We start from the raw sequence: 25,941 nt of genomic DNA, 5'->3' as shown, positions 1-25,941 counted from the left end.
ATCAATCGTTGCGTTTGCAACGATCCCCGACGATTTCGGCCTTTGGCCGCAATCCCTGCACATCGAACAGAACAATTCCAACACGCCGTACTCGACTATGTGGGGGCAGTGGGCGACAGGGCCGAGTGCCCGACCGCCGGATTATCTGATGAGGTAGCACCTATGTTCGGTCTGGAGGCACTGGATCTTGCCCGGATCCAGTTCGCGTTTACCGTGTCCTTCCATATCCTGTTCCCTGCCATCACTATCGGCCTGGCCAGTTACCTGGCGGTGCTCGAAGGGTTGTGGCTCAAGACAGACAGGCAGGTCTATCGGGACCTGTACCACTTCTGGTCGAAAATCTTCGCAGTCAACTTCGGCATGGGCGTGGTCTCGGGCCTGGTCATGGCCTATCAGTTCGGCACCAACTGGAGCCGTTTTTCCGAGTTCGCAGGTTCGGTCACCGGGCCCCTGTTGACCTACGAGGTGCTGACCGCCTTCTTCCTCGAGGCAGGTTTCCTGGGGGTGATGCTCTTTGGCTGGAACCGCGTAGGCCGTGGCCTGCATTTCTTCGCCACCTGCATGGTGGCGCTCGGAACGCTGATTTCCACTTTCTGGATTCTGGCCTCGAACAGCTGGATGCATACCCCGCAAGGTCACGAAATCATCGATGGTCGCGTGATTCCGGTCGACTGGTTCGCGGTCATCTTCAACCCTTCGTTCCCGTTCCGCCTGATGCACATGGCCACGGCGGCATTCGTCGCCACCGCCTTCTTCGTGGGGGCATCGGCTGCCTGGCACCTGCTGCGTGGACGCGACAACCCCTCGGTGCGCAAGATGCTTTCCATGGCCATGTGGATGGCGCTGATCGTCGCGCCCATCCAGGCAGTGATCGGCGACTTCCACGGGCTCAATACCCTCAAGCATCAACCGGCGAAAATCGCTGCCATCGAAGGGCATTGGGAGAACCCTCCTGGCGAGCCTACCCCGTTGATCCTCTTTGGCATCCCGGACATGCAAGCTGAAACGACACGGTTCAAGATCGAGATCCCAGTGCTCGGGAGCCTCATTCTCACCCACAGCCTGGACAAGCAGGTGCCGGCATTGAAGGAGTTCCCGCCTGAAGACCGGCCCAACTCCACCATCATCTTCTGGTCCTTCCGCATCATGGTGGCGCTGGGCATGTTGATGATCGCCGCTGGCGTGTGGAGCCTTGTATTGCGCAAAGGCGGCAAGCTGTACACCTCGCGGCCGTTCCTGCATTTCGTGACCTGGATGGGGCCTTCAGGATTGCTGGCAATCCTCGCCGGCTGGTTCACCACCGAAATCGGCCGCCAGCCCTGGGTGGTCTACGGGCTGATGCGCACGGCCGACGGCGTCTCCAACCACAGCTATGCCCAACTGGGGTTCACCCTGGTGGCGTTCGTGGTGGTGTACTTCGCCCTGTTCGGCACAGGGTTCGCCTACATGATGCGCCTGGTGCGCAAGGGCCCGCATACCGGTGAAGGCGATCAGCAGCGTCCGGGCGGTCCTGGCCGCAAACGCACGCCGGCGCGGCCATTGTCCGCCGCCGACGAAGGCAGCGATGCCACCACTGCAGACCTGAGCAAGGGGAACTGAGCCATGGGTATCGATCTTCCACTGATCTGGGCCGGCATCATCATCTTCGGCGTCATGATGTACGTGGTGATGGACGGCTTCGACCTGGGCATTGGCATGCTCTTCCCCTTCGTCAAACACGAGCGTGACCGCGACGTGATGATGAACACGGTCGCACCGGTCTGGGACGGCAACGAGACCTGGCTCGTGCTGGGTGGCGCGGGGCTGTTCGGCGCGTTCCCGATGGCGTATGCCGTCGTGCTCGAGGCGCTCTATCTGCCACTGATTCTGATGCTGATCGGTCTGATCTTCCGGGGCGTGGCCTTCGAGTTCCGCTTCAAGGCCACCGACGCTGGTCGCCATCTGTGGGACAAGGCGTTCATCTGGGGCTCTCTGGTGGCAACGTTCTTCCAGGGCGTGGCGCTGGGCGCCTTCATCGAAGGCTTCAAGGTCGTGGATCGGCATTACGCCGGTGGCTCGCTGGACTGGCTGACACCCTTCAGCCTGTTCTGCGGCTTGGGGCTGATCGTGGCCTACGCGCTGCTAGGGTGTACCTGGCTGATCATGAAGACCGAGGGGCCGCTTCAGGAACAGATGCACAAGCTTGGACGGCCGCTGGCGCTTGTGCTGCTGGCTGTAATGGGTGTGGTCAGCCTGTGGACGCCAATCGCCTATCCGCAGATTGCCGATCGCTGGTTCAGCATGCCCAACCTGGTGTGGTTCATGCCGGTGCCGATCCTGGTGCTGTTGACCTTCTACAACCTGTTCAAGGCAGTAGCCCGTAGCGCGAACTACATGCCGTTTTTGCTGACGCTGGGGCTGATCTTCCTGGGTTACAGCGGCTTGGGCATCAGCCTGTGGCCCAATATCATCCCGCCATCGATCTCGATCTGGGAGGCTGCCGCGCCGCCGCAAAGCCAGGGCTTCATGTTGGTGGGAACGCTGTTCATTCTTCCGCTGATCCTGGGTTACACCTTCTGGAGCTACTACGTGTTCCGCGGCAAGGTCACCCATGACCAGGGCTATCACTAGGAGGCCGCACCATGACCCATGAGCAGGACGTGGAAGGCAAGAAACCGCTGTGGCAGCGCCTGGGCTGGTTGGTGTTGATCTGGGCGTTGAGTGTGGCCGCGCTGGGTGTGGCGGCCTGGTTGATGCGCCTGTTCATGAGCGCAGCCGGGTTGACTACCCACTGAGCCCTGGCATCGACAGGTAGCGCGCTGTACGCGTCTGCTGACCCTGACGCCGTGCGGTGCGCTACCTGTGGACAGTTACTTGCGTGCCTTGAGCACCACGAACTTGGGCGTTGCCGCCACCTGCTCCACGCCTCGGAACAGGCGGGCAAGCTTGCTGTGATAGCCCAGGTGGCGGTTGCCCACGATATACAAGGCGCCACCGACCACCAGCGCCTCGCGGGCCTGCTGGAACATGCGCCAGGCCAGCACATCACCCACCACTTGCTGCTGGTGAAAGGGCGGGTTGCACAGCACTATGTCCAGTGACTGTTTTTCGATGCCGGCCAAGCCGTCTGCGGCCAGAAAATCGGCTGGCCGATCGCCCAGCGCAAGCTGCCAGTTTTCCCGTGCCGACTGTACGGCCATGTAAGACTCGTCCACCAGGGTGTACTGGGCGTCTGGATTTTTCAGGGCGCTGGCAATGGCCAGCACGCCGTTGCCGCAACCCAGGTCTGCGACCCGGGCATTGCCCAGGTTGTCCGGCAAATGCGGAAGAAACGCCCGCGTACCAATGTCCAGGCCTTCACGACAGAAGACATTGGCATGGTTGAGCAGTTCCAGCGGTGGCGATTCCAGGCGATAGCGGCTGGGGTAGGGCGAGGTGAAGGCGGGACGCGCCTCCACCGTGGCGGTCAGCAGCCGGGCTTTTTTACGTGCCAGCGAGGCTTGCATAGGTCCGACATACTTCTCCAGCAGGTCGCCGGCGGCATGGGGAAGGTGCTTGATCATGGCCCCGGCGATCACCAGCGCTCCTGGGGCCAGGTGCCCTTGCAGCCGAATGAGTTGCTCTTCGAGCAAGGCAAGCGTCTTGGGCACTCTGATCACTACCCGATCGAAGGGGCCTTGCCAGGTGTGGCAGGCAGGCACTAACGAAACGCTGTCCGCAGGCAGGCCGTTACGTGCCAGGTTCTTGCCTAGCGCGAGTTGAGCAAGGTAGGAGTCGCCGCTGCTGGTCACCTGCATGTGTCCGGCAAGGCTCACCGCCAGCGCCCCGAAACTGTCGTTGAGCACCAGCACACGGCTGCCGCCTGGCAATGCCTGGGCATGCAATTGTTCGAGCAGGTACTCATCGGCGGCGTCAAAGGCCTGCAAGGGGTCGTTGGCCTGGTCTGGCTGGCGGATCAGATCGAGTTCGGCGAAGGGCGTGGTCAACAGGGGCATGGCAATCTGGCTCGGGTACAAAGCTGCCCGCAACCGTTCGCTGCAGGCCTGGTCGAGCGATTCTACAGGGCTTTGGCTGGGCTCGCAGGCCCTGGCGTCAGATCCAGCCGCGCAACGCGGCAATGGCGACGGCGCCTGCCTTGTTGGCGGCATTGGTCTTGGTGATCACGCTGCGAATATGAAAGTTCACCGTACTCTGCGACAGCGACAGGATGCAGGCGACATCGGCAGCCGTCTTGCCGGCCGCAGACCACTTCAGCACTTCCAGTTCCCGTTCGCTCATCTTGGGTTGGGATGGGCACAGTGCATCGAGGTGATGGGCGCTCAGCACCGCATGTACGGTATGGCACAACCACTGGATGGCACCGGCTTTTTCGAACAGCTCGGCGGTCTCGACCTTGCGTAGCGGCCGGGACACACTCATTTGGCTTTCGTTGTGCTGCAGATCATGCAAGGACTGGGTCCAGCCATGACGCAGGCCATGCTCGCAGGCCGCTTCGCGAAAATGCGGTGCCTCGCGGTAGACCTCGTCGCTCCATACCACAGGGTTGGTCGAGTTGTGGCTGAGCGCAGCCGCGGCGTCCTGCTTGTAGAACTCTTCGTGCTGGTAGCGTTCGATCCAGGCCTTGGGATAATTGCTGTACAAGTAATGGCGAGGTGTCTGGGTGGCGATCTGGATGCGAAGCTTGAGGCCCAAAAATTCGAAATCCATGTCCTGAGCGAGATGCACCGCGATGTCGAACAGCTTCCGAGGACTACGCTCGCTCACCAGGGCGTGCAGGTGCTCGGGGTTCCAGTGAAACATGCCAATCTCCAAGGGCGACGCGGCCCAGTCCATATGGGTACGTGACCAGTGTAGATAGATCCAGATCACTGTGTTCATCTTTTTCGCTATAACTGTGCTGTATTTCTGATTACCTTTGTACAGCTCTTGAAGCCGCAAAAACCCAGTGGTTTTTATCCCGGGCGCTTTGCGCGACACTGTGGGGACCCAAGACATGGAGCCCGACATGACCGCCAGCGACGAAAAATTCACCCGCCAGACCTTGCTCGATGTTCAGCCGCTCACGCCGAACCTCTTCAGCCTGCGGGTTACCCGGGATGCGGGTTTTCGCTTTCGCTCCGGTCAATTTGCACGCCTGGGCGTGGCCAAGGCGGATGGCAGTGTGGTTTGGCGCGCCTATTCCATGGTCAGCGCACCCCACGATGAATACCTGGATTTCTTTTCAATCGTAGTGCCGGGCGGTGAGTTCACCAGTGAGCTTAGCCGACTGGGTGAGGGCGATACGCTATTGGTGGAGCGTCAGGCCTTCGGCTTTCTCACCCTTGACCGCTTTGTCGACGGACGCGACCTGTGGTTGCTGGCCACGGGTACAGGCATTGCGCCTTTCATGTCGATTCTGCAGGACTTCGAAGCCTGGGAACGCTTCGACAACATCAAACTGGTGTATTCGGTGCGAGAGGCCAGGGAGTTGGCCTATCTGAATGAAATCGCTGGCTTGGAACAGCGTGAGTACCTGGCCGAGCATGCCGGCAAGTTGCAGTTCATCCCGGTCGTGACGCGTGAGCGACATCCAGGCGCCCTGAATCAGCGCATCACCACATTGATCGAAAACGGCGAGCTGGAAAAAGCCGCGGGGCTTGAGCTGTCACCCGAGCACTCGCGAATCATGCTGTGCGGCAACCCTGAGATGATCGATGAAACGCGCAAGGTGCTCAAGGCCCGCGACCTGCAGTTGAGCCTTAGCAAACGGCCGGGCCAGGTGGCCGTCGAGACGTACTGGTAGCCGACGTGCCGCTACAGGCTACAGGGGTGAAGCGGTGCATGGAGGTTCGCCGCTTCCTGCAGCCTGTAACGGTGAGCTTCAGGGCCGGTTCTGAGCCTTGAGCAGGTCGCGGATCTCGGTGAGCAGGGTCTGCTCGGGCGACGGCGCCGGCGGCACGCTTGGCGCCACGGCCTCTTCGCGCTTGAGCCGATTGATGGCTTTGACGCCCATGAAGATCGCAAAGGCGATGATCACGAAATCGATCACGGTCTGGATGAACTTGCCATAGGCCAGCACCACGGCCGGGACGTCGCCTTGCGCCGCCTTCAAGGTGATGGCCAGGTCGCTGAAGTCAACGCCGCCGATCAGCAGGCCCAGTGGTGGCATGACCACGTCGCCGACGAAGGACGAGACGATCTTGCCGAAGGCCGCGCCGATGATGATACCTACCGCCATGTCGACGACATTGCCTTTGACCGCGAAGGCCTTGAACTCACTGATCATGCCCATGTTTCGATTCCTTTGTAACAAATGGTGAGGTAAACGCAGTGTAAGCCACTTAAACGCTTCATGCGCTGCATTCAGGGGTAGTGACTTCTGTCGCACCGAATAGTTTTGTCGCATCCCAAGGCATTCGGGACACGGTCAGGCTCGGGTATCATGCAGGTTTTGCCCGGAGGCACTCACCCATGGCCAAGGCCAAGCGCTTGTATGGCTGCACCGAGTGCGGCGCGACTTTTCCGAAATGGGCTGGCCAGTGTGGCGAGTGTGGCGCCTGGAACACGCTGGTCGAAACCATGATCGAGAGCGGCGGCGCCGCAGCCCCCAGCACGGGCCGCGCCGGCTGGACGGGGCAGCAGGCGCAGATCAAGACCCTGGCTGAGGTCAGCGTCGAGGAGATACCGCGCTTCACCACCAGCAGCACCGAGCTCGACCGTGTGCTGGGCGGTGGCCTGGTCGATGGCTCCGTGGTCTTGATCGGTGGCGACCCTGGGATCGGCAAATCGACGATTCTGCTGCAGACCCTGTGCAATATCGCCGTCGGCATGCCGGCGTTGTACGTCACTGGCGAGGAATCCCAGCAGCAGGTGGCCATGCGCTCCCGGCGTCTGGGCCTTCCCCAGGACCAGCTCAAGGTCATGACCGAAACCTGCATCGAAACCATCATCGCCACCGCCCGTCAGGAAAAGCCACGGGTAATGGTGATCGACTCCATCCAGACCATCTTCACCGAACAGTTGCAATCCGCCCCGGGCGGGGTGGCGCAGGTGCGTGAAAGTACGGCGCTGCTGGTGCGTTATGCCAAGCAAAGTGGCACAGCGATCTTCCTGGTGGGCCACGTGACCAAGGAGGGCTCGCTGGCAGGCCCGCGGGTGCTGGAGCACATGGTCGATACCGTGTTGTATTTCGAGGGCGAATCCGACGGTCGCCTGCGGCTGCTGCGAGCGGTGAAGAACCGCTTCGGCGCGGTAAACGAGCTGGGCGTGTTCGGCATGACCGACCGGGGTTTGAAAGAGGTCTCCAACCCCTCGGCGATCTTTCTCAATCGCACCCAGGAAGAAGTCCCTGGCAGCGTCGTGATGGCCACTTGGGAAGGTACCCGGCCGATGCTGGTCGAGGTCCAGGCCCTGGTCGATGACAGCCACCTGGCCAACCCGCGCCGCGTCACCCTGGGCCTGGATCAGAACCGTCTGGCCATGCTGCTGGCCGTTCTGCACCGGCATGGGGGCATCCCGACCCACGATCAGGATGTGTTCCTGAACGTGGTGGGCGGTGTGAAAGTGCTGGAAACGGCTTCGGACCTGGCGTTACTCGCTGCGGTCATGTCCAGCCTGCGCAATCGGCCGCTGGCCCATGGCCTGCTGGTGTTCGGGGAAATCGGCCTGTCGGGTGAGGTGCGGCCTGTACCCAGTGGCCAGGAGCGGCTCAAGGAGGCTGCCAAGCACGGCTTCAAGCGTGCCATCGTGCCCAAGGGCAATGCACCCAAGGAGGCGCCTGCAGGGTTGCAGGTCATCGCTGTGACGCGCCTTGAGCAGGCGCTGGATGCCTTGTTCGAATAGTTCACAGGCGAAAAAAAGGGCCGACGATGCGCATCGGCCCGGTACAACACCCACGTGATAGGTCAGTGCTCGGCGACTGCTGCGCGCTTGACCGGCTCACTGCCATGCTCGTCCTGGCCCCTCATCGGCACCTCGTGGCCTTCGGCATCGAACAGCCTGCCATCCTTGAAATAGTCACCGTCGCGCAGTGCGGAGATATCCGAATAGCGAATGGTGCGTTCGTAGCCGGCAGCGAACACCGACTGCTGGTCCGAATTGCCTGCCGTGAAATGGTTGAAGATCAGGTTCAGCAGGATGGCCATGATCGCCGCCGAACTGATGCCTGAGTGGAAGATGGTTTCGAACCAGGTGGGGAACTGGTGATAGAAGGCCGGTGCGGCGATCGGAATCATGCCAAAGCCCAGGGAAGCGGCAACGATGATCAGGTTGACATTGTTCTGGTAGCTGACCTTGGACAAGGTGCGGATGCCGCTGGCTGCCACCGTGCCGAACAACACGATGCCCGCGCCGCCCAGCACGGGGGTAGGCACTGCGGCGATGATGCGCCCCATGATTGGCAGCAAGCCCAGTACGACCAGGATCAGACCGCCGGTGGCCACCACGTAACGGCTGCGCACGCCAGTAACCGCCACCAGGCCGACGTTTTGGGCGAACGCACTTTGCGTGAACGAGCCGAACACCGGTGCCAGGATGCTTGAGGCCATGTCGGCGCGCAGGCCATTGCCCAGGCGCTTGGAGTCGACCTTGGTACCGATGATCTCACCCACGGCCAGGATGTCGGCCGAGGTTTCGACCAGCGTCACCATGATGACGATGCACATCGACAGGATGGCCGCGATGTGGAACTCCGGCATGCCGAAGTGAAAGGGCGTGGGGAAGGCGAAAACAGGGCCTTCGGTAACCTTGCTGAAGTCGGTCATGCCCAGTGCCCAGGCGATCAGCGTACCGACCACCATCGCCAGCAGGATGGACAACCGGGATATCGTCGCGCTACCCAGTTTGCTCAGCAGCAGCACGATGGCAAAGGTAAGCGCCGCCAAGCCGATGTTGGCCATGCTGCCGAAATCAGGTGAGGCACTGTTGCCACCCATTACCCAGCGCGCGGCCACCGGCATCAGCGTCAGGCCGATGGTGGTGATCACGATGCCGGTTACCAGCGGTGGGAAGAACTTGGTGATGCGCGAGAATACCGGGGTGATCAGCAGCCCTATCAGCGAGGCGGCCATTACCGCGCCGAGCACCCCCGGCAGCCCGCCCCCACTTTCACTGCTGAGAATGGCGCCCATGGTGGCGACGCCGGCAAACGACACCCCCTGTACCAAAGGGAGCTGGCAGCCGAAAAATGGCAGACCCAGGGTCTGAAGCAAGGTCGCCAAGCCACCTGCAAACAGCGAAGCGGCGATAAGCATGCCGATTTCTGCGCCATTGAGGCCTGCGGCCTGCCCCAGAATCAAGGGTACGGCGACAATTCCCCCATACATGGTCAACACATGCTGCAGGCCATAGGCCAGGTTGGCACCCAGGCCGAGGTTTTCGTCCTCTGGTCGCTGGGCGGGAGACGTGCTTGTGGACGTAGTCATGGCGCAGGCTCTCTGTTTATTGTTGTGGAGCTACTGTAGTCAGTTATTGCCTACAGGTACTACACAAATTGTATACAATATTTTGATCCAAGCGCCGCAGGGTAAAGCCTCAGGGCGTATGCATCCTTGTTGCAGGAGGCATACCAACCCGAAGCGCTTATGAGAAAAGGGTGTATACAACGATGCCTGCACTAGGCAGGAAGCTGTCTAGATGGACAGGAAAGGACTAACGGTCAAGAAGATAGCCAGCTAATAGATCCTGTTATTCGATCAGTTCGCGCAGCTCACGCATCATTTCGGTGCTGTCAGCAATGTTCAGTTCCACAAGACGGTGCAGGTGGCTCATGGAGTCGATGTCGATGTACAGGCACACGAAGCCCAGCCGCGTGGGTTCTTCATGGCGCAGTTCGACCTGCATTTTCACCCAGGTATCGGCGTCGAGCTGAATAACGGCCTCGTAGTTCTGGGTAGGGTCCGGGGTCCAGTCGGTCGGGCGCTCGACCAACAGGCCTTTGAGGGAGAGATCGATGAGTCTGGCAGGCCAGCGCTGTTCGCCTTGGCGAAGTTCGGCAGGTGCGTCGAAATCGATGCGTTGGAAGCGGCGGCGTTCGGAAGGTGGCGGGGTCATGGCGAGTCCTCATCTGATGTTCAGACTATAGACCAGCCATGATCCCCGGATTCGTCCCTACGTTACTTGACGATATTCACGTCGCTGCAGTTGTAGAAACCCTCACCTGCAGCGTCATCGCGTTGCCAGCGGGTGTAGACCACGCGTCGGCCAGTGTGCTCCTTGAGATCGACGTCGAACTCGTAGTAGCCATTGACAGGCTGGACATCTCCGATTTCCTGTACCAGCTCCAAGTCATCCCATTTCAAAGGCTGCTGGGTGGGGTTGTAGTCCGGCTTGGACACATAGATTTCCCAGTAGCTAGGGTTGTGCGGCGCCATGATTTTGTAGCGCATGTGGGCTTTGTTGTCGTCATCTTTTTTCCAGTCCTGGACGTGCCAATCGGCAGGGACGTCCAGGCCGCTCTTGTCATTGACCTGCGCAGCCTTCGTTTTCGTGTCCGTCAGGCTATTGCCTGCCGAGCACAGCTGACCATCTGGAATGGCTTTTTTGACAGCCTCCTTATTGCGGAAATCAACGACGTTCTTCGACACCTCATGCCATTGATTGAACTGGTAAACAGCCTGTTGCGCATTGTTGCCAAACTTTTTATAGACATGTTGGTAAGCAGCCTTGCACCCAGCGCTCTTGATGTTGGAACCGTCGACTGGCCAGTTGTAGTCACCTTGTTGATAACAGTAGTACTGCCTGGAAATAGGCACCTCCACGGCGCCATGCATCGGCTCTACAGGTGCGGCATTGACGTGCATACTGCCTGCCGCAAGGCTGGCTGCGATGATGAGATGAAGTGAGTTCATGGCGACTTCCTTGCTCTGAGTTGGAAGTTCAAAGGTCGGCCAATCGGCCCTGGCGGGACAACTGGCAGAACTACCAGGTATTCGGCAGTGCAGTACCGCTCTACCACGTGGCGTTGCGCTGTAGATCGGCATGCAATTGGAGATGGTAAAGGCGACCAGCAGGCCCTAGACTCAGTGTGCTGACCATTCCAACCTCTCAGCTGGAAGCCAACTATGAACAATAACAACAGCCTGCTACGCCACCTCCCGTGGCTGGTGCTGGCAGTCCTGGGAGCCTGCGCGCTGGGTGTCGTCGCCCTGCGCCGTGGCGAAGCGATCAATGCCTTGTGGATCGTGGTCGCGGCAGTGGCCATTTACCTGGTCGCCTACCGCTATTACAGCCTGTTCATCGCCACCAAGGTGATGCAACTCGATCCGCGCCGCGCCACCCCTGCGGTGCTCAACAATGACGGTCTGGACTATGTTCCAACCAACAAGCACATCCTCTTCGGCCACCACTTCGCGGCCATCGCCGGCGCAGGTCCCTTGGTCGGGCCAGTACTGGCGGCGCAGATGGGCTACCTGCCCGGCACCCTGTGGCTGATTGCCGGTGTGGTACTGGCAGGTGCCGTCCAGGACTTCATGGTCCTGTTCCTGTCCACCCGCCGCAACGGCCGTTCACTGGGCGACATGGTGCGTGAAGAGATGGGCCGCATACCGGGCACCATCGCCCTGTTCGGCTGTTTCCTGATCATGATCATCATCCTCGCGGTGCTGGCGCTGATCGTGGTCAAGGCCTTGGCCGAGAGCCCCTGGGGCATGTTCACGGTGATGGCGACCATCCCGATCGCCATGTTCATGGGCGTCTACATGCGCTATATCCGCCCCGGCCGCATCGGTGAGATTTCCATCATCGGCGTAGTGCTGCTGCTTGCTTCCATCTGGCTGGGCGGCCAGATTGCTGCGGATCCGGTCTGGGGCCCAGCTTTCACCTTTACCGGTGTACAGATCACCTGGATGCTGGTGGGCTACGGCTTCGTCGCCGCCGTGCTGCCGGTCTGGCTGGTGTTGGCCCCGCGTGACTACCTGTCGACCTTCCTCAAGATCGGCACCATCGTGGGCCTTGCCATCGGCATCCTGATCATCGCCCCTGAGCTCAAGATGCCAGCGTTGACCCAGTTCACCGATGGCACCGGCCCGGTCTGGAAGGGCACGCTGTTCCCGTTCCTGTTCATCACCATCGCTTGTGGCGCGGTATCGGGGTTCCATGCCCTGATCTCGTCGGGCACCACGCCCAAGCTGCTGGATAACGAAACCAACGCCCGCTACATCGGCTACGGTGGCATGCTGATGGAATCGTTCGTGGCGATCATGGCCATGGTCGCGGCTTCGGTGATCGAGCCGGGCGTGTATTTCGCCATGAACAGCCCGGCTGCCGTGGTAGGTGCAGACACGGTTTCGGTGGCGCAGACGGTCAGCAGCTGGGGCTTCTTGATTACGCCTGAGCAGCTTGAGGCGGTTGCCCGTGACATTGGCGAGCACACCATTCTGGCCCGCGCCGGCGGTGCGCCGACATTGGCCGTGGGTATCGCGCAGATTCTTCACCAAGTGTTGCCAGGCGAGAACACCATGGCGTTCTGGTACCACTTCGCCATTTTGTTCGAGGCCTTGTTCATCCTCACCGCCGTGGACGCCGGTACTCGTGCCGGGCGCTTCATGTTGCAGGATTTGCTGGGCAGTTTCGTGCCGGCGCTCAAGCGCACCGAGTCGTGGGGCGCGAACCTGCTGGCTACTGCCGGTTGCGTGGCCATGTGGGGCTACTTGCTCTATCAAGGCGTGATCGACCCACTCGGGGGTATCAACACCCTGTGGCCGCTGTTCGGCATTTCCAACCAGATGCTGGCCGGTATCGCATTGATGCTGGGCACCGTGGTGCTGATCAAGATGAAGCGCCAGCGCTACATCTGGGTCACCCTGCTGCCAGCCACCTGGTTGCTGATCTGCACCACGGCGGCCGGCCTGATCAAGCTGTTCGATCCCAACCCAGCCGTGGGTTTCCTGGCCTTGGCCAAGAAATACAGCACCGCGCTGGACGCTGGGCAGGTACTGGCACCGGCCAAGGACATCGGGCAGATGCAGCACGTGATCTACAACGCTTATACCAACGCCGGGCTAACCATCCTGTTCCTGCTGGTGGTGTTCAGCATTCTGTTCTTCGCGATCAAGGTGGGTTACGCCGCCTGGGGTCGCAAAGAGCGGACCGACAAGGAAACCCCGTTCCAGGCACTGCCTGACGCTTGAGAGGACTGCTGCGATGTTCAATGACCTGGGTCGGCTGGGCAAATACCTGGGGCAGGCTGCACGCTTGATGGTGGGCATGCCTGATTACGACAATTACGTCGAACACATGAACAAAACGCATCCGGACAAACCGGTCATGACGTACGAAGCGTTCTTCCGAGAGCGCCAGGAAGCGCGTTATGGTGGCAAGTCCGGGCCCAAATGCTGTTAAGCCACAAGCGTTGAGCTGTACCGGCCTCACCGTCGGCAGCCTGCGTTCATCGACCAGCCTGCTCCCCTTGGGGGCAGCCACTGGCGGTCAACGCAGGCCTGTCGCGGTGGGGCCTGTGTTTTTTCCGAACAGGAGATGTTCTGCGTGCAGACCCCGATTCCCGTAACCGTACTGACCGGCTTTCTCGGTGCCGGCAAGACCACGCTGCTCAAGCACATGCTCAAGGCCGAGCATGGCCTGAGGCTGGCCGTGATCGAAAACGAGTTCAGCGAAGCAGGCATCGACAGCCAGTTGCTCGGCGACGAGCCGGTGCAGGTCATGACCCTGGCCAACGGCTGTGTGTGCTGCAGCATTCATGGCGACCTTACCCGTGCTCTGTTCCTGCTGCTGGAGCGGCTCGACGCCGGCGAAATCGCCTTTGATCGGCTGGTGATTGAGTGCACAGGGTTGGCCGACCCTGCGCCAGTGGCACAAACGTTCTTCATCGACGAAGAGCTGCGCGAGCGGTACATCCTGGACGGCATCATCACCCTGGTCGACGCCGCCCATGCCGACGTCCATCTGACCCAGACCATCGCCCAGGCCCAGGTGGGCTTTGCCGATCGCCTGCTGCTGAGCAAGACCGACCTGGTGGAGCCGGCCACCGTGCAAGCCCTGCGCGAGCGCCTGGCCCGCATCAATGGGCGGGCAGCCCTGCATGTGGTCGAACAAGGCTGCATCGACCTGGGTGCACTGCTCGATGTACGCGGCTTCAACCTCAACCCAGACCTGGGCGTCAACCTCAAACCCACCCTGCGTCCAGTGCTCAAACCCGCCACCCCGGACCGTATCGCCACCTTGGTGTTGCGCACCGACAAGGCGCTGGATATCGACCGCCTCAGCGACTTCATGAATGGCCTGTTGGAAAACCATGGCACGCAGTTGTTGCGTTACAAGGGCGTGCTCAATATCGCGGGCGAGGACCGCAAGCTGGTGTTCCAGGGCGTGCTCAAGCTCTACGGGTTCGACTGGGACGCTGAATGGGCAGAGGCCGAACCGCGCGAGAGCGTCATGGTGTTCATTGCCGACGACCTTCCCGAAGCTACGATTCGGGCCGGCTTCGAGGCGCTGACGGCCGAGTGACGGGCTGAGCCTGGGCGCCGAACCAACCCGGCCAGGAGCTTCGATGGCGGGTGTGCTGCTCCACGCAAGGGATCAGGCGCTGGGCCAGCACGTCGGTTTGCCGCACCGCCTTGGCCGTGCGGTACTTGGCACTGTGGATGCACTCACGATCGCCAAACTCGCACCGGTTCAACGTGGTACCGCCGCAGGGCCCGTTCGCCAGGCCCTTGGGGCAGGTCTCGGGGCAGGTGTACAAGGTGTCTTCAAGGCGGCAACGACCGCAGGTGTCGCAGCCAAGCAGGGGCCGCTTTACGGCCCGCTCCAGGCTGTGCAGCACCTGGGCGCCCAGGCCTGTCGTCCACATCGGCTGGCGAACCGCCCACCCGAACAGCTGACTCACCGGATTGCTACGGCTGAACAGCAGGCCATGCATGCCATGCATGGCGTGGTAGCGGGCTTTCTGCGCAAACGAGGCCACGACACGTGACTCTCCCTCGCGCCACGCCGCCTGCGGTGGATGAAACGTCACCGCCGGTAGGCCAGGCATTTGCCAGCTGGCCTGCCAGGCAGGCGCCCATTGCTCCAGCGTGGTCACGTGCGCCTGCCAGTGCTCAAGGCGTGCCTCCAAGGCAAGCAGCTGGCTGGGCTCATGAATGCCCGACAGGTGCACGCCGGCGTAGCCCATCAGCTTCACCCCAATGACCTGCAGGGCCAGGCGGTCGATGCTGCGCGCCTGGGCAAAGGCCTTGGATTGCGCCGTCTCGGCTTCCAGCATTTGCCGCATCGACGGGGTGACGGTCACGCCTGCGACATGATCGAGCATGCCCGCGCGGCCTTGGGTAAGGCTCATGAGACAGGCCAGCAGGGGTTTAGGCGCGCGTTGGCGGCGCATCCAGTGCATGGCCTCCTGATGCTTGGCGGCATCGAAACCTAGCTGCAGGATGAAAAAGTCGGCACCGGCTGCCAATTTCTTTTCAGCCTTCAGGTACTGAGCGGCACCTTCCTCCTCTCGGTACTTGAACGGGTTGAGTGCTGCGCCCAGCCACCAGTGTGGATAGGCCTGACGGGCGATCTGCAACGCTGCGACCGATTCCAGGTACCGCACCGGGCGCTCGCCTGGCGTATGGCCTGGCAGGCGATCCCCTGTCAGCATCAGCAGCTGGTGCTGGCCTGCAGCGTCCATGCGCCGCATCTGGGCGAGCAAATGGTGGCGCTCCCGGTCCTTGCCGGAGAAGTGAGGCAGGGCGGGCACCGGGTGCTCGAAACAGGCCAAGGCGTCCAGGGGAGACATGTCAAGCGGGCTGCTCACTCGGTCACCGATGGCAAGTGTCATCGGCCAGCCACACACTTGCCCACGGGCCATTATTGCGTCCATCGCCGCAAAACGCTCTGCTGACGGTTTGGGGACGAACTCCATGACGCAAGCGAATTGCTGCTCTTGCAGGGCGGTTTTGAGCACGCTCATGACGGACACCGGGTGTTGGCAGGCTGGCATTGTGCGCCAGCCCTGCGAGCGGGTCATGCCCGGGTGCGCAGGGCACTGATCTGATCAAGACATGGCAATGAGCCGCGGGCGCGCCCAATGTGAGTGAACATGAGAAAAACTTGGGTTGATCTCAAATTTATTGAGTTTGTTTCAAACGCCAATCGATCTGAAAATGCCGCCATCATTTCTGCACACTGGGGAACACACATGGCACTGGCGCACAACCTGGGCTTTCCACGCACGGGCAACGACCACGCGCTGCGCGCACGTCATTGGCAAATGCAGAAAGACGCCGGGATCGAGCTGTTGCCTGTGGGCGATGTGGACTGGCAGGGTGGGGCCGTGCGCGACCCTCGCACGCCAGTGACGCAGCCTTTCACCCAGCTTGCCGATCAGCTGCTGAAGGAAGTGGCCCAGGCCAGTGCGCTTGGCCACACCGTCAAACCTGTTCTTGTCGGCCCTTTGACCTATTTGTGGCAAAGCGCGGCGCAAGACGGGCACAGCCTGGTGCTGGAATGTGTAGACGAACTGCTTCCGCACTATGACGACGTTCTCAATCGTCTGGCCGAACTAGGCGTGCAGTGGGTGCAGATCGATGAGCCGATCCTTGCCCAGGCGCTGCCGCAGGACTGGAAAAACGCCTACGAGCGGGTTTACAACATTCTGCAGCGTGCCCCGTTGAAGAAGCTGATCGCGACATGGGCCGGTGGCTTGCAGGGCAACCTTGGCCTGGCCGCGAACTTGCCGGTGGACGGCTTGCACATCGACCTGGTGAGTGACCCTGAACAGCTGACGACCACCCTGGACCGTCTGCCTGCCTACAAGGTGCTGTCGCTGGGCCTGGTCGATGCAGAAAACGATGCCCAGCATGCCCTGGACAGCAAGTGGCACTGGCTGTGTGAAGCCAATGAGCGTCTGGGGGAGCGACTGTGGATCGGTACGGCCTGTTCACTGCTGCACAGCCCGCTGGGCGTCGCCGTGCAGGCCTGTGAGGATGTCGCCCGGCTGGCCAAGGCGCTCAATGACCCGATCAAGGCGACGCCACCCACGTTCGATGCCCTGCAGGTGGCCAGCGCCTGATCGTGCATGGCAGGTGCCGCTGCGCACTGGCGTGCTTAGCGGCCCCCGGGTGCCCGTGGCTCGGTTGTTCAGCGCTCGATCGCCAGGGCCACGCCTTGTCCACCACCGATACACAGCGTGGCCAGGCCTTTCTTGGCATCGCGCTTGATCATCTCGTGCAGCAAGGTGACCAGCACGCGGCATCCGGATGCACCGATGGGATGACCCAGCGCAATCGCCCCACCGTTCACGTTGACCCGCGAAGCATCCCACGCAAGCGCCTTGCCAACCGCCAGCGCCTGGGCCGCAAACGCCTCGTTGGCTTCGATCAGATCCAGGTCGGCCAAGTGCCAGCCTGCCTTGCCCAGGCAGCGTTCAGTCGCAGAGACAGGGGCGATCCCCATTACGGCAGGGTCGACTCCAGCGCTGGCATAGGCCGTGATCCTGGCCAGCACGGGCAAGCCCAATGCCTGGGCCTTTTCAGCGTTCATCAGCAGCACTGCCGCAGCCCCATCGTTGAGGCTGGAGGCATTCCCTGCCGTCACGCTGCCATCCTTCTTGAAGGCAGGACGCAGTTTGGCGAGGGATTCGACCGTGGTGTCCGAGCGTGGCTGTTCGTCTTGAGCGAAAACCTTGGGCTCGCCTTTTTTCTGGGGCAGCAAGATCGGGGTGATTTCAGCCTCGAAGCGGCCAGCGGCGATGGCTGCCACCGCCTTGCGCTGCGACTCGGCCGCAAAAGCGTCCTGCTGTTCGCGGCTCAGCCCGTACTCTTGCACCAGGTTTTCGGCAGTGATGCCCATGTGGTAATCGTTGAACGCGTCCCACAGGCCGTCGCTGATCATGCTGTCGATCAACTGACCATGGCCCATGCGCTGGCCGGTGCGGGCAGAAGGCATGACATAAGGGGCGAGGCTCATGTTTTCCTGGCCGCCGGCGATCACCACCTCGGCATCGCCGCAGCGAATGGCCTGGGCGCCCAGGTGCAGTGCCTTGAGCCCCGAGCCGCAGACCTTGTTCAGGGTCAAGGCAGGCACGCTGAACGGCAGGCCTGCCTTGATGGCTGCCTGACGAGCAGGGTTCTGCCCGACGCCGGCCGTCAGCACCTGGCCCATGATCACCTCGTCGACCTGCGCCGGATCCAGCCCGGTTTGCTCCAACAGACGCTTGATCACGGCTGCCCCCAGGTCGACGGCCGGGACGCCAGCCAGGGCGCCCTGGAAGCTGCCGATGGCGGTGCGGGTCGCGGCGACGATCACCACTTCGTTCATGTTGTTGTTCTCCGTCTGAAGGTGAGGGCACCCAGCATCGGCCCATTTTGCTCATTTGTTAAGTTTGTTTTTGTTGCCTATTGATAGGAAAACCGAATCAATGCCTAGGCGCAGGAAGAGGGCGTCCGGACAGGGCGCTCCGTCGCCAGTCGGCCACCGATTTTGCATCGCTGCGCTCAACCCTTAAGATGTGTCGCCTGACCTGCGGGGTGAGTCTTACCCCTCAGTCCACTTTTGAAAACGCCCTGCGTGGCGTTATCGTGCATAAACCAGACGAGGTACAGACATTGGCCATCATTCATCCTAAGGTCCGCGGTTTCATCTGCACCACGACTCATCCCAAGGGCTGCGAGCTCAACGTCCGTGACCAGATCGAAGCCACCCGCAAACGGGGCGTACGCGAGGATGGTCCGAAGAAGGTGTTGGTCATCGGTGCCTCCAGTGGCTACGGCCTGGCGGCGCGCATCACTGCCGCCTTCGGTTTCAAGGCCGACACCCTGGGCGTGTTCTTCGAAAAGCCAGGCACCGAAACCAAAGCCGGCACCGCCGGCTGGTACAACGCGGCGGCGTTCGACAAGTTCGCCAAGGCCGAGGGCCTGTACAGCAAGTCGATCAACGGTGACGCCTTCTCCGACGAAGCGCGGGCCAAGGTCATCGAGCTGATCAAGAACGACATGGGCGGCAAGGTCGACCTGGTCATCTATTCGCTCGCCTCACCGGTGCGCAAGCTGCCACAGACAGGCGAACTGGTGCGCTCGGCGCTCAAGCCGATTGGCCAGCCGTACAAGTCGACGGCCATCGACACCAACAAGGACGCCATCATCGAGGCCAGCATCGAGCCGGCCACCGAGCAGGAAATCGCCGACACCGTGACCGTCATGGGTGGCCAGGACTGGCAGCTGTGGATCGATGCCCTGGCCGGTGCCGATGTGCTGGCCGAAGGCGCCCGCACCGTCGCCTTCAGCTACATCGGCACCGAAATCACCTGGCCCATCTACTGGCACGGCGCCCTGGGCAAGGCCAAGCAGGACTTGGACGACACTGCTCTGCGCCTGGACCAGAAGCTGGCGGCTGACGTAAAGGGCGGCGCCAATGTGGCTGTGCTCAAGTCGGTCGTGACCCAGGCCAGCTCGGCCATCCCGGTGATGCCGCTGTACCTGTCGATGGTGTTCAAGATCATGCAGGAGAAGGGCGTCCACGAAGGTACCCAGGATCAGCTCGATCGCATGTTCCGTGACCGTATGTATCGCACCGACGGCGCGCCAGCGCAGGTCGACGAGAAAGGCCGTCTGCGCCTGGACGACTGGGAACTGCGCGATGACGTGCAGGACGCCTGCAAGGCCATGTGGCCACAGGTGACTACCGAGAACCTGTTCGAGCTGACCGACTATGCCGGTTACAAGAAGCAGTTCCTGAACCTGTTCGGCTTCGAGCGCACTGACGTCGACTACGACGCAGATGTGGCGACCGAAGTGCAGTTCGATTGCGTCCAGCTGTAATCGAGCGCTCTGGGTTCAGATTACCGGGGCTGCCAGGCAGCCCCGGTATTCATGCTGCGATGCCGACCTCCAGGGCGCAGTCCACTGGATGGCAGCCCCTCATCAAGCCTTGCGCGACAGCGGCAGTGTCTCGAACTTGACGCCTGCCAGGCCATACGCGATCAGCGCACGGATATTCCCATGGTCTTGGCCCTCGGGTGTGGCCTGCACATCTCGATAATGCTCGCCAAAAGCCAGCAGCGCTTCACGATCACTCAATCCCTCGAGCAACGCCAGGCCCAAGGTCTTGCATGAACCTTCGTTCTGCCCGGCTGCGTTTTCGACGTCACCGTTGCTGAAGGCCCGGGGCTGATAGGCATAGTGTTCGGCAATGAATGCCAGGGTGTCGGCGAACACATGTTCACCACTGTCCAGGCTGGCGCGCAGGGTAGTCAGATCAGTCACGGGGTTTTCCTTGTTCGAATGCGGCCTGCTGCTGGGGGCTGGCCTCTTTCTGGTACTGGGCCTTCCACTCGCCGTAAGGCATGCCGTAGACGGCTTCGCGCGCCTCGTCCAGGCTCAGGTCCAGCTGGCGCTCGTCGGCTGCCGCCTTGTACCACTTGGACAGGCAGTTGCGGCAGAACCCGGACAGGTTCATCAGGTCGATGTTCTGCACGTCGGTGCGTGAACGCAGGTGTTCCACGAGCCGGCGGAAAGCGGCGGCCTCCAGTTCAAGCTGTTGCTGTGGGGTCATGGGCTTCTCTCAAATGATGCGGTTTTTCAGGTGGCGGCCACCATTGATGACCACTTGGCTGCCGGTGCTGTACTGACTGGCAAGCAGGTACTTGACCGTCTCGATCAGCGGCCCGGCGCCCGGTTCGAATTCCAGCAGTGCCTTCTTCAGTGTCTGTTGGCGATAGGCTTCGTCGCCGCCCTCCTTGAGGATCAGCAGCCCAGGCAGAATACCGTTGACGTGCACCGTGGGCGCGTACTTTTCGGCGAACGACAACACCATGTTCTGCAGCGCGGCCTTGGTGGCGGCATAGCCGATGTGGCTTTTGCTGCCGCGCGAGGATGTCTCGTCGCAGACGTGGATGATGTCAGCCTTGTCGACCTTGGCCAACAGCTCGCCCAAGGCCAGGTTGAGATGATAGGGCGCTTCGACATGAAGGCGGAACATGGTCTCGAGGTTGGCCAGGCCATCGTCGAGCCACAGCGAAGCGTTGTGGATGACGGCGCGCAGGCCATCGTAATGGCTGTAGAGGTAGTCGACCAATGCCTGGCGATCGGCCACCTGGCACAAGTCTGCCGTGAACGGGATGATGTTGGGGTGTGGCGATTGCGGCTGGACGCTGCGGCTGGCACTGACCACCGTATGGCCGGCCTGGGCCAGTTCCATGGCCAGGGCCAGCCCGACGCGTTGGCTGGCTCCGGTTATCAGGATAGGGCTGTTCATGTTCGGGGCGGTCAACTGTATCTGTCGAGGGTTGCCGCCCAGCATACCCCAACTGCCCAGCGCGTGTGAGGCCTGCGCCTACCGGCTACGCCAGGCGTGTTCACGTGTTGACGAACCCTGCAGCCAGCCCGCCAGCAGGTGCGTTGAAAGGGGGATGAACAGGTACACCATCAGGGGGGTGAGCGCCAGGGTGCTCACAAGCACGCGTGGCAACAGGTCCATGCCTGCCAACCAGTGACCGAACAGCATATTGAAAGCCAGTGACACCGGAAAGAACGCCAGCCAGATCGCCGTGGCCTGCTTCCAACGGGGTGGTTTACGCACCAAGGCAGTGCCGAACCAGTCGTTTATGCCACTGACCCGTGCCTCTCTGGGGCGCTCGAACAGCCCGTTGCCCCGCTTGAGCCAGGCGCGCCGGGAAGCCGAATGTTCCCAGGCATGCAGGGTCGGCTCGTCACTGAAGCGGAAGATGATCTGAAACTCATCGCCGTCGCGCGGCGGTGCGAGAATCCCTGAGCCCAGGTAGCCGGGGAAGTCGGTGGCCAGCTGTTCGCCCTCATGGAGCCAGGCCAGCAATTCTTCGTAGCGGCCGTCGGCGGCGCGCCGCGACACCATCAAGGTGACGGGGGATCTAGACATCGTGTATCTCCTGACGACGAGGCTGGCGGGTAGCTGGCCCCTTGGCTGTGTCGGCCGGGGTGGTGGTCGACTCAGTTAGGCATGCAAGAAGTGGGCGCGGATTATGGCGTATCGCCCGGGCAGGCGTAAGTCATAGGGTGGGTAAACACGGCGCGTTCGTCGGGTGTGGGCTTCAGCCGGGCATTTGCGTATGCAACTCAGGGTGAGCCAGCCGGTGCTTGTGGAGAATGAAATCGCGCAGGCGTTCGATGTCTTCCTGGGCAGTGCCACTCAGGTCATAAGCGGCCTTCGATCCGTCGATACGCCGGCCGAGCTTGCCGTGAAGCTCGATCGGGCAGACCCCGTCCGGGGCGAATCGGAGTGTGAAGACATCAGGGGCGTCAGGTAGGTCGCGCACTTGCACAAGCACACCTTTGACAGAAATGTCACACACCCAGAGCCCGCTGTCGTCACCATGGGCGTCGAGCAGCGCACAGGGCGGATCAAGGGTCAGTCGCCAGGGTCGCAGCCTGGGGCCTATCTCGAAAATGTCAGGCGCGCCCAGTTGCAATTGCAGCGTATGGAACTCGTCTTCGATCAGCTGCAGCGGAATGCTGATCTGCTGGTTGTCGACATGGGCCTGCAAGGTGACTTGCTCATGCGCGACCAGGCGCGTCAACAGCCCCTGGATGCGGCTGTCCCCATTGACCAGGAGGCTCGTCATGGCTTCGGCCATGTCGAACTGCGGGGAGTGCTGGACATCCTGGATATAGTCCAGCTCATCCTGGGTCAAAAGCGTGTCGGGGGGCATCTTGAAACTCGATGTGGAGGGTTCTACAACCCAGTTGACTCCAAAAAACAACCGGGGTTCAGGTCTGGTCACCGGCTTTCTGACGAACGCGCAGCTCGGCCAGTTCGCGTTCCATTTCCACTTGCCGGGTAACGTCCTTCTGAACGCCGATAAAATACAGACGCTGGTCAGCCGCATGCCTTAACGGGGTAATCGAAAGCTCGTTCCAGAACCCGGTGCCATCCTTGCGGTAGTTACGCAGCACTTCACGGCAGGCCCGGCCCTCTGCCAACGCCTTGCGGATGCGCGCGCGGCCCAGTTGGTCGCGGTCGTCTCCCTGCAGGAATCGGCAGTCCTGGTACAGGATTTCATCTCGGCTGTAGCCGGTTAGGCGCTCGAAAGCCGCGTTCACGTAGATGAGGATGGTGTCGTCGCCTTCCTGTTCGGCGACCACGATACCGTCGTCCGAGGCATCGACCATCGATTGCAGCAACTGCGCAGTGATCATGTGTAGGTCATGCAGTGAAGGGATGAGGGCCACGGGCATTACCACGGCCTTGTGCCAGCGCTGGGTGCTAGTATCCTACGATTTCACTCAGTATCGGAAACCTTTTCCCTGATGAAAGTCGTCATTATTTCCGGATCGGTGTACGGCACCGCCGAAGAAGTCGCCCGTCACGCCGAATCGCTGCTCAAGGCTGCTGGCCTGGAGGCCTGGCACGCCAACCGAGCCTCTTTGCCCGACCTGCAGGCGTTCGGCCCGCAGGCAGTGCTGGCGGTGACCTCCACCACCGGCATGGGCGAGCTGCCCGACAACCTCATGCCCCTCTATAGCGCCATTCGCGACACCCTACCGGCCGCCTGGCGTGGCCTGCCGGGTGCAGTCATCGCCTTGGGCGATTCCAGTTATGGCGATACGTATTGCGGCGGCGGCGAACAGATGCGCGAACTGTTTGCCGAACTTGGCGTGCACGAGGTGCTGCCCATGCTGCGGCTCGATGCCAGCGAGAGCGTGACACCGGAAACCGATGCCGAGCCGTGGCTGGCTGAACTGGCCCAGGCACTGAATGCCTGACGTTTTGCAGGACGGGAACGCAGCCGGCAACCAGGCAGGCTGCGCCTACCGCTGGTGCAGGTGACTCGCTCAGTCATCAAGCTGGCTGGCAACGCAAGTTCAAGCGCCTCGGCCGCTGGCTAGACTGTGTCTCGACATAGAGAGCACATGCAAGTGCCGAGGTGACATGCAATGACAGCAGCCTTGCCCTATCGCGTCCATATTCCTTAACCCGGTGCCTTCCGATGCCCATGGCCGAAATTCCATTGTGCGTCTGGCGTACCCGGGGACAGAGTTTCACATTCCGGGGCCAGAGCATCCGCTACTGGACCGCAGGGCAAGGAACGCCCCTGCTTTTGCTACATGGTTTTCCTACAGGGAGCTGGGACTGGCATTACCTGTGGGGGCCTCTGGCCCAGCGCTATCGGGTGGTGGCCTGCGACATGCTAGGGTTCGGCGATTCGGCCAAACCGGTTGATCACGTCTATAGCCTGATGGAGCAGGCCGACTTGCAGCAGGCCTTGCTGGCTCACCTGCAGATCGAGCAGCCGGTGGATGTGCTGGCTCATGACTACGGCGGTAACGTGGCTCAGGAACTGCTGGCTCGGCATCATGAACAGCGTGCCAGTATCGCCAGCTGCGTCTTTCTCAACAGCGGCCTGTTTCCTGAAGGCTGTCGCATGCTGCTGCTGCAGAAGCTGCTGCTAAGCCACCTGGGGTGGTTGGTGGCGCGTTCGTTCAGCCGTGATGACTTGGTGCGTCACCTGACCCGTGTCTACGGGCCGTGTACCCACCCGAGCGAAAGCGTGCTCGACGACTTCTGGAGCATGCTGGCTGCCAATCGCGGCACGCGCGTGCTGCACAGGCTTGCCGGTTACGTGCCTGAACGCATGCGCCACCGTGATCGCTGGACACAGGCGCTGCAAGGGACGGTGCCGTTGCGTCTGATCGCTGGCGCAGTCGATCCCCTTTATGGCGCGCACATGGTCGAACACTACCGTCGGCACGTACCGACCGCCGATGCCGTGCTGTTGCAGGGTATTGGTCATCATCCGCATACCGAAGCGCCGCAACAGGTGTTGCGTCATTACCTGGCGTTCAGGGAGCCCGCCCAGGCGTTCGGCTTGCTCAAGGTGGCCCAGTCCTGACCCGTTGAAGCGGCAACCAGGCCCTTGAGCACTAAATCGCAGGCAAAAAAAACCGCTGCCTTTCGCAGCGGTCAATCGAGACGTCAGATCAAGGAGCTTCAAAATCTACGTCGATACACCTGGCTGACACCGCGAGCGGGGGGAGAGCCCTCGGTGGCAGCCAGTGATCCGATAATAAGCAATTGAATCCGCTGGAAAAACCGCATACGGCGACATTCACCGTTACATACCAGGCAACAGTCTGCAGTACTCAAGGCGCTGGGCAGTGCCCCATGCGCCAGCTTGTCTCGCGCGTGGCAGCCAGTAGCCGCTGCGCCGCAGGGCCTTGTTCATCGGCCTGGAACATCGACGTGGGCCCCACCACCGTCATCACCGCAGCGATCTGCCCCATGGCGTTGAAGATCGGTGCTGACAGCGCATCCACACCCGGCATCAGCAGCCCGTGGATGTGGTGCAGGCCGCGTTCACGTATACCTGCCAGTACCTGCTGATAATCATCAGGCCGCTGCTTGAGCTGGGTCAGCTCGCGCGCCATCAGGTCCACGGTTTCCCGCTCAGGCAAATGGGCCGCGAACACCAGCCCGGTGGACGAGGTCAGCAGCGGCAATACCGAGCCGATCTGCGTCACCACGGTGACGGCGCGCACGGCCGGTTCGATGCTTACCACGGTCGCCCCCTGGTTGCCCCACACCGCAATGAAGCAACTCTCGTTCAATTCATCACGCAGCTGGGAGAGCGGCAACGCGGCGACTTTCAGTACATCGATGCTGCCCAGCGCGGCCATGCCCACGCGCAATGCTTCGCGCCCCAGACCGTAATGATTGGTGGCCGCATTCTGTTCGGCGAACCCGCTGGCAATCAAGGCTTGCAGGTAACGATGCACCTTGCTCGCCGGCATCTGGACATGCTCTGCGAGCCTGGACAGTGACGTAGAAGGCGAGAGTTCGGCCAATGCCTTGAGGATGTCGGTGCCCACCTCGGCTGAGCGGACCTTCTGCTTGCCGTTGTCGGTAGGGGAGCTGGCTTTGGCCATCGGTAGGATCATCCGCGAGTCATCGAGTCGCGCCTTTATAGCTTGACGCCTGGCGCAGAGCAAATTACGTTATTCGTAATCTGATTACGATAAAAACAATGCAGATGCGCCGCCGTTCCCTCGGGCAGCAGCAACTGCTCCCACAGGCCGCCCC

27 protein-coding genes are annotated in these 25,941 nt (G+C 61.5%); 12 read left to right on the top strand and 15 right to left on the bottom strand.

What is annotated here, in order from left to right; translation table 11 throughout:
• Window positions 1–162: 162 nt before the first annotated feature.
• The 3 genes from FH041_RS13720 to FH041_RS13710 are packed head-to-tail and all read left to right on the top strand — an operon-like array spanning window position 163 to window position 2,774.
• The gene (locus tag FH041_RS13720) at window positions 163–1,599 is read left to right on the top strand and encodes a cytochrome ubiquinol oxidase subunit I (protein WP_027914388.1); all 1,437 of its coding nucleotides are present in this window, start codon (window positions 163–165) and stop codon (window positions 1,597–1,599) included.
• Window positions 1,600–1,602: 3 nt separating this feature from the next.
• Window positions 1,603–2,610, top strand: a complete 1,008-nt coding sequence (gene cydB / locus FH041_RS13715) for a cytochrome d ubiquinol oxidase subunit II (RefSeq protein WP_027914389.1) — start codon at window positions 1,603–1,605, stop codon at window positions 2,608–2,610.
• Between the two features lie 11 nt (window positions 2,611–2,621).
• Window positions 2,622–2,774, top strand: a complete 153-nt coding sequence (locus FH041_RS13710; RefSeq protein WP_033737044.1) for a DUF2474 domain-containing protein — start codon at window positions 2,622–2,624, stop codon at window positions 2,772–2,774.
• A 75-nt stretch (window positions 2,775–2,849) separates the two neighbouring features.
• Here FH041_RS13710 and FH041_RS13705 read toward each other — a convergent pair whose 3' ends face one another.
• Together FH041_RS13705 and FH041_RS13700 are read right to left on the bottom strand one after the other, a co-directional pair.
• On the bottom strand, window positions 2,850–3,974 hold the full coding sequence (locus tag FH041_RS13705; protein ID WP_028687617.1) for a methyltransferase: 1,125 nt from the start codon (window positions 3,972–3,974) through the stop codon (window positions 2,850–2,852).
• A 97-nt stretch (window positions 3,975–4,071) separates the two neighbouring features.
• Window positions 4,072–4,779, bottom strand: a complete 708-nt coding sequence (locus tag FH041_RS13700) for an autoinducer binding domain-containing protein (protein ID WP_027914391.1) — start codon at window positions 4,777–4,779, stop codon at window positions 4,072–4,074.
• A gap of 205 nt (window positions 4,780–4,984) precedes the next feature.
• Here FH041_RS13700 and FH041_RS13695 point away from each other — a divergent pair, with 205 nt between their 5' ends.
• Window positions 4,985–5,761, top strand: a complete 777-nt coding sequence (locus tag FH041_RS13695) for a ferredoxin--NADP reductase (protein ID WP_027914392.1) — start codon at window positions 4,985–4,987, stop codon at window positions 5,759–5,761.
• 78 nt (window positions 5,762–5,839) lie between these two features.
• Here FH041_RS13695 and mscL read toward each other — a convergent pair whose 3' ends face one another.
• Window positions 5,840–6,250 (bottom strand): large-conductance mechanosensitive channel protein MscL, encoded by a 411-nt coding sequence (mscL, locus tag FH041_RS13690; RefSeq protein ID WP_023534347.1) that lies wholly within the window; start codon window positions 6,248–6,250, stop codon window positions 5,840–5,842.
• A gap of 179 nt (window positions 6,251–6,429) precedes the next feature.
• Between mscL and radA the strand changes: the two genes are divergently transcribed.
• Window positions 6,430–7,800, top strand: coding sequence for a DNA repair protein RadA (gene radA, locus FH041_RS13685; RefSeq protein ID WP_023534442.1), 1,371 nt, complete (start codon window positions 6,430–6,432; stop codon window positions 7,798–7,800).
• 62 nt (window positions 7,801–7,862) lie between these two features.
• On the opposite strand, the gene FH041_RS13680 is transcribed toward radA, so the two are convergent.
• The 3 genes from FH041_RS13680 to FH041_RS13670 form a co-directional block, all read right to left on the bottom strand.
• On the bottom strand, window positions 7,863–9,380 hold the full coding sequence (locus FH041_RS13680) for a nucleobase:cation symporter-2 family protein (RefSeq protein ID WP_027914393.1): 1,518 nt from the start codon (window positions 9,378–9,380) through the stop codon (window positions 7,863–7,865).
• A gap of 262 nt (window positions 9,381–9,642) precedes the next feature.
• On the bottom strand, window positions 9,643–10,008 hold the full coding sequence (locus FH041_RS13675; protein WP_027914394.1) for a PilZ domain-containing protein: 366 nt from the start codon (window positions 10,006–10,008) through the stop codon (window positions 9,643–9,645).
• 62 nt (window positions 10,009–10,070) lie between these two features.
• On the bottom strand, window positions 10,071–10,805 hold the full coding sequence (locus tag FH041_RS13670) for a lytic polysaccharide monooxygenase auxiliary activity family 9 protein (protein ID WP_165919226.1): 735 nt from the start codon (window positions 10,803–10,805) through the stop codon (window positions 10,071–10,073).
• Between the two features lie 213 nt (window positions 10,806–11,018).
• Here FH041_RS13670 and FH041_RS13665 point away from each other — a divergent pair, with 213 nt between their 5' ends.
• The 3 genes from FH041_RS13665 to yjiA all read left to right on the top strand — a co-directional run bounded on the left by FH041_RS13665 (window position 11,019) and on the right by yjiA (window position 14,418).
• Complete coding sequence (locus tag FH041_RS13665) at window positions 11,019–13,085, top strand: carbon starvation CstA family protein (protein WP_023534399.1); 2,067 nt, start codon at window positions 11,019–11,021, stop codon at window positions 13,083–13,085.
• A 13-nt stretch (window positions 13,086–13,098) separates the two neighbouring features.
• A complete protein-coding gene (locus FH041_RS13660) occupies window positions 13,099–13,296 on the top strand; it encodes a YbdD/YjiX family protein (RefSeq protein ID WP_023534469.1) in 198 nt (65 codons plus the stop codon).
• Between the two features lie 144 nt (window positions 13,297–13,440).
• Complete coding sequence (yjiA, locus tag FH041_RS13655) at window positions 13,441–14,418, top strand: GTPase (RefSeq protein WP_140174707.1); 978 nt, start codon at window positions 13,441–13,443, stop codon at window positions 14,416–14,418.
• Here yjiA and FH041_RS13650 read toward each other — a convergent pair.
• Window positions 14,378–15,862, bottom strand: coding sequence for a methylenetetrahydrofolate reductase C-terminal domain-containing protein (locus FH041_RS13650; protein WP_140174704.1), 1,485 nt, complete (start codon window positions 15,860–15,862; stop codon window positions 14,378–14,380). The two genes, yjiA and FH041_RS13650, sit on opposite strands and share 41 nt — an antisense overlap.
• 228 nt (window positions 15,863–16,090) lie before the next feature.
• Between FH041_RS13650 and FH041_RS13645 the strand changes: the two genes are divergently transcribed.
• Window positions 16,091–16,963, top strand: a complete 873-nt coding sequence (locus tag FH041_RS13645) for a 5-methyltetrahydropteroyltriglutamate--homocysteine methyltransferase (RefSeq protein WP_042139756.1) — start codon at window positions 16,091–16,093, stop codon at window positions 16,961–16,963.
• A 68-nt stretch (window positions 16,964–17,031) separates the two neighbouring features.
• Here the strand turns inward: FH041_RS13645 and FH041_RS13640 are convergent, their stop codons facing one another.
• The gene (locus tag FH041_RS13640) at window positions 17,032–18,210 is read right to left on the bottom strand and encodes an acetyl-CoA C-acetyltransferase (protein WP_140174702.1); all 1,179 of its coding nucleotides are present in this window, start codon (window positions 18,208–18,210) and stop codon (window positions 17,032–17,034) included.
• Window positions 18,211–18,497: 287 nt separating this feature from the next.
• On the opposite strand from FH041_RS13640, the gene fabV reads away from it, so the two are divergent.
• A complete protein-coding gene (gene fabV / locus FH041_RS13635; protein ID WP_140175127.1) occupies window positions 18,498–19,709 on the top strand; it encodes an enoyl-ACP reductase FabV in 1,212 nt (403 codons plus the stop codon).
• Between the two features lie 102 nt (window positions 19,710–19,811).
• Here fabV and FH041_RS13630 read toward each other — a convergent pair whose 3' ends face one another.
• The 6 genes from FH041_RS13630 to FH041_RS13605 form a co-directional block, all read right to left on the bottom strand.
• A complete protein-coding gene (locus FH041_RS13630; RefSeq protein ID WP_110607116.1) occupies window positions 19,812–20,153 on the bottom strand; it encodes a HopJ type III effector protein in 342 nt (113 codons plus the stop codon).
• Window positions 20,146–20,442, bottom strand: a complete 297-nt coding sequence (locus tag FH041_RS13625) for a DUF1244 domain-containing protein (protein WP_027914401.1) — start codon at window positions 20,440–20,442, stop codon at window positions 20,146–20,148. The genes FH041_RS13630 and FH041_RS13625 overlap by 8 nt, the downstream gene beginning before the upstream one ends.
• Window positions 20,443–20,451: 9 nt before the next feature.
• A complete protein-coding gene (gene folM, locus FH041_RS13620; protein WP_027914402.1) occupies window positions 20,452–21,189 on the bottom strand; it encodes a dihydromonapterin reductase in 738 nt (245 codons plus the stop codon).
• Window positions 21,190–21,222: 33 nt separating this feature from the next.
• Window positions 21,223–21,783 (bottom strand): antibiotic biosynthesis monooxygenase, encoded by a 561-nt coding sequence (locus FH041_RS13615; RefSeq protein WP_059183330.1) that lies wholly within the window; start codon window positions 21,781–21,783, stop codon window positions 21,223–21,225.
• Window positions 21,784–21,955: 172 nt separating this feature from the next.
• Window positions 21,956–22,573 carry a hypothetical protein gene (locus tag FH041_RS13610; RefSeq protein WP_023534363.1) on the bottom strand — a complete coding sequence of 206 codons (618 nt, stop codon included), beginning with the start codon at window positions 22,571–22,573 and terminating at the stop codon, window positions 21,956–21,958.
• Between the two features lie 58 nt (window positions 22,574–22,631).
• Window positions 22,632–23,060, bottom strand: coding sequence for a PAS domain S-box protein (locus FH041_RS13605; protein ID WP_140175125.1), 429 nt, complete (start codon window positions 23,058–23,060; stop codon window positions 22,632–22,634).
• A 111-nt stretch (window positions 23,061–23,171) separates the two neighbouring features.
• Here FH041_RS13605 and FH041_RS13600 point away from each other — a divergent pair, with 111 nt between their 5' ends.
• A complete protein-coding gene (locus tag FH041_RS13600; RefSeq protein WP_104925848.1) occupies window positions 23,172–23,627 on the top strand; it encodes a flavodoxin in 456 nt (151 codons plus the stop codon).
• A gap of 224 nt (window positions 23,628–23,851) precedes the next feature.
• Window positions 23,852–24,754 carry an alpha/beta fold hydrolase gene (locus FH041_RS13595; protein ID WP_111475208.1) on the top strand — a complete coding sequence of 301 codons (903 nt, stop codon included), beginning with the start codon at window positions 23,852–23,854 and terminating at the stop codon, window positions 24,752–24,754.
• Between the two features lie 250 nt (window positions 24,755–25,004).
• Here the strand turns inward: FH041_RS13595 and FH041_RS13590 are convergent, their stop codons facing one another.
• On the bottom strand, window positions 25,005–25,787 hold the full coding sequence (locus FH041_RS13590) for an IclR family transcriptional regulator (RefSeq protein WP_027914407.1): 783 nt from the start codon (window positions 25,785–25,787) through the stop codon (window positions 25,005–25,007).
• Window positions 25,788–25,941 lie beyond the last annotated feature (154 nt).

This window comes from Pseudomonas sp. SWI7 (assembly GCF_006351945.1).
GTDB lineage: Bacteria > Pseudomonadota > Gammaproteobacteria > Pseudomonadales > Pseudomonadaceae > Aquipseudomonas > Aquipseudomonas fulva.
This window is presented reverse-complemented; position numbering and strand designations above follow the sequence as displayed.